Source organism: Herbaspirillum sp. GCM10030257 (assembly GCF_042666555.1).
Taxonomy (GTDB): Bacteria; Pseudomonadota; Gammaproteobacteria; order Burkholderiales; family Burkholderiaceae_D; genus Noviherbaspirillum.
The window spans coordinates 1-3369 of record NZ_JBHTDH010000080.1 but is presented as its reverse complement, the minus strand read 5'-3'; the positions used below and the strand labels follow the sequence as shown (position 1 = coordinate 3369).

The window sequence follows — 3369 nt, the reverse complement described above, 5'->3', positions numbered from 1 at the left end:
GGCGAAAATGGCGCCGGCAAGTCGACCCTCATGAAGATCATTTACGGATCGGTCAAACCCGATGCCGGCCAGGTTTTCTGGAATGGCAAGGAAGTCAACATCGCCAATCCGGCCGAAGCCCGCAAGCTCGGCATCGCGATGGTCTTTCAGCATTTTTCGCTGTTCGACACCCTGACCGTCACCGAGAACATCGCCCTGGGCCTGCCCAAGGACACCGACCTCAAGGAACTGAGCAAGCGCATCGAAACCACCGCCCGCCAGTATGGGCTCGACCTGGAGCCGCAGCGCCATGTGCATACGCTGTCGGTCGGCGAATGCCAGCGGGTCGAGATCGTGCGTGCCTTGCTCGCCAAGCCGCAATTGCTGATCCTCGACGAGCCAACCTCGGTGCTGACGCCGCAGGCAGTCGAAAAGCTGTTCGAGACGTTGCGCAAGCTTGCCGCCGAAGGCTGCAGTATCCTGTATATCAGCCACAAGCTCGATGAAATCCGCGCGCTGTGCCACAAGTGCACCGTCATGCGTGCGGGCAAAGTCACCGGTATCTGCGATCCTTCGCAGGAAAGTGCGTCGAGCCTGTCGCGCATGATGATCGGGTCCGAACCGCCGGCGATCAAGTCGGTGGACCGCCTGCCCGGCGAGAAAATGCTTTCGCTGCGCAATCTCTCGCTCGAAAAAAGTCATCCCTTCGGCACCTCGCTTGCCGGCATCAATCTCGACCTGCACGCCGGCGAGATTGTCGGCGTCGCCGGGGTCAGCGGCAACGGCCAGCAGGAACTGCTCGCCGCGTTGTCGGGTGAAGATCCGCGTGCCGCAGCCGACATGATCATGCTCAAAGGCGAGCCGGTTGGACGCATGAATGCCGCACGCCGCCGCAAGCGCGGCCTCGGCTTCGTGCCGGAAGAACGACTCGGGCGCGGTGCGGTGCCCGATCTCTCGCTCGCGCAAAACATCCTGCTGTCGCACCAGAACGAATCGACGCTAGGCCGCGGCATGATCCGCTTTGGCGCGCTCAACCAGCTGGCTTCGGCCATCATCGGCCGCTTCAAGGTCAAGGCGCCCGGTCCGCATGCGACCGCCGGCAGCCTGTCCGGCGGCAATCTGCAAAAGTACATCGTCGGTCGTGAAGTCATGCGCGACCCCAAGGTACTGATTGTTGCCCAGCCCACCTGGGGTGTTGATGTCGGCGCCGCCGCGCAGATCCGCGCCGAACTTGTGGCCCTGCGCGATGCCGGTTGTGCGCTGCTCGTGGTGTCCGAAGAACTCGATGAACTGTTCGAGATCTCGGACCGGCTGGTCGTGATTGCCAAAGGAAAGCTGTCGCCATCCATCAAGCGTTCGCACGCGACGGTGGACCTGATCGGTCAATGGATGAGCGGACTGTGGGACAGCGTGCCCCCGGTGCAGCAGGAGGTAGCCAATGCTTAAGATGGAAAAACGGCCCAGCCCGTCGACGCTGATGTCATGGATGTCGCCGGTCCTCGCGGTCTTGCTGACAGGGATTTGCGGCGCCATCCTGTTCCTGGCCCTGGGCAAGAATCCGGTGACCGGCTTGGCGGTATTCTTCATTGAGCCGATCAAGGATATGCAGGGATGGTCGGAGATCGGTGTCAAGGTTGCGCCGCTGCTGCTGATCGCCGTCGGCCTGTCGATCTGCTTCCGTTCCAATGTCTTCAATATCGGTGCCGAAGGCCAACTGGTGGTTGGCGCGATTGCCGGCGCGGCAGCGGGTCTTTACTTTGACCAGGGTGAAGGCGGCGGACCACTGCTGATTGCTGTCATCCTGTTTGCCGGCATGCTGGGCGGCATGGCATGGGCCGGGATCACGGCCTTCCTCCGTGACCGCTTCAATGCCAATGAAATCCTGGTCTCGCTGATGCTGGTCTATGTTGCACAGTTGCTGTTGAGCTTGCTGGTGCATGGGCCGTTGCGCGATCCGGACGGCTTCAACTTCCCACAATCGCGGATGCTCTCCGATGGCTTCCTGTTGCCGGTGCTGGTCGAGCACACGCGCCTGCATTTCGGCATCGTGATGGCACTGCTGGCGTCGAGCCTGGGATGGGTATTCCTCAGCCGCAGCTTTGCCGGCTATCGTCTGCAGGTGGGTGGCATGGCTCCGGCAGCGGCGCGCTACGCCGGCTTCTCGTCACGCAAGGCGCTGTGGACCTCGATGCTCCTGTGCGGTGCGCTGGCAGGACTCGCAGGCACCGCGGAGGTTCTCGGTCCGATCGGACAACTGACGCCGACGGTTTCGCCGGGGTATGGCTTTGCTGCGATCATCGTCGCCTACGTAGGGCGCCTGCATCCGATCGGCGTGTTGTTCTCCAGCTTCATCATGGCCCTGTTTTATATCGGCGGCGACCTCTCGCAATCCCGCCTCGGCATGCCGAATGCGATCACCGGCGTGTTCCAGGGCATCCTGCTGTTCTCGCTGCTGGCCTGCGACGTGCTGATCCACTACAAATTGAGCTGGAGAAAATAAATGGAATCATTCGCTCCACTGATCGCCGCGTCGATCAATGCCGGCACGCCGCTGATGCTGGCCGCGCTTGGCCTGCTGATGAATGAGCGCTCGGGCGTGGTCAATCTTGGCGCCGAAGGCATGATGCTGGTGGCGGCCGCGATCGGCTTCGCCGTTGCAGTCAATACCGACAGCGTGGCGGTCGGCTTCATCGCCGGCGCTGCCGCAGGCATGCTGATGGCGGGCTTCTTTGCGCTGCTGACGGTCTGGCTGGGCACCAACCAGTATGCGACCGGACTGGCGCTATCGCTGTTTGGCGCCGGCGCGTCGGCCTATATCGGCATCAACTACGTTGGGCGCAGCCTGGAAAACCCGAAGTTCGCGCTTCCCTTCCTGGCCGACATTCCTTTCCTTGGCACCGCGTTGTTCCGTCAGCATCCGATGGTGTATCTGTCGCTGCTGCTCTGCGGCGGCATCATCTGGTTCCTGTACCGCACCCGTGCCGGCCTGGTGCTGCGCGCCGTTGGCGAATCGCCAACGTCCGCCCATGCGCTGGGCTATAACGTGCGCCGTATCCGGCTTGCCGCGCTGCTGTTTGGCGGTGCCTGCTGCGGCCTGGCGGGGGCTTTCCTGTCCCTGGTCTATACGCCGTTGTGGGTGGAGGGCATGGTGGCGGGACGTGGCTGGATCGCGCTGGCATTGACGACCTTTGCCACATGGCGTCCTGCGCGTGTGCTGGTGGGCGCCTACCTGTTTGGCGGCGTGACGATCATGACTTTCCATGCGCAGGGTCTGGGCGTGTCGATCGATTCGCAGCTGCTGTCGATGATGCCGTATCTTGCAACGATTCTCGTGCTGGTCCTGATTTCGACCAATGCCAACTGGATCAAACTCAACATGCCAGCCTCGCT

The 3369-nt window shown here is 62.3% G+C and carries 3 protein-coding genes; all 3 read left to right on the top strand.

Translation table 11 applies throughout. The features are described 5' to 3' along the window. Window positions 1–1425 (top strand): ABC transporter ATP-binding protein (locus ACFQUU_RS29085; protein WP_382252100.1); only part of this gene is annotated, 1425 nt, incomplete at its 5' end. Continuing rightward, complete coding sequence (locus ACFQUU_RS29080; protein ID WP_382252098.1) at window positions 1418–2479, top strand: ABC transporter permease; 1062 nt, start codon at window positions 1418–1420, stop codon at window positions 2477–2479. The genes ACFQUU_RS29085 and ACFQUU_RS29080, both read left to right, overlap by 8 nt. Beyond that, window positions 2480–3369, top strand: an 890-nt coding sequence (locus tag ACFQUU_RS29075) for an ABC transporter permease (RefSeq protein WP_382252097.1), incomplete at its 3' end; no start/stop codon positions are given.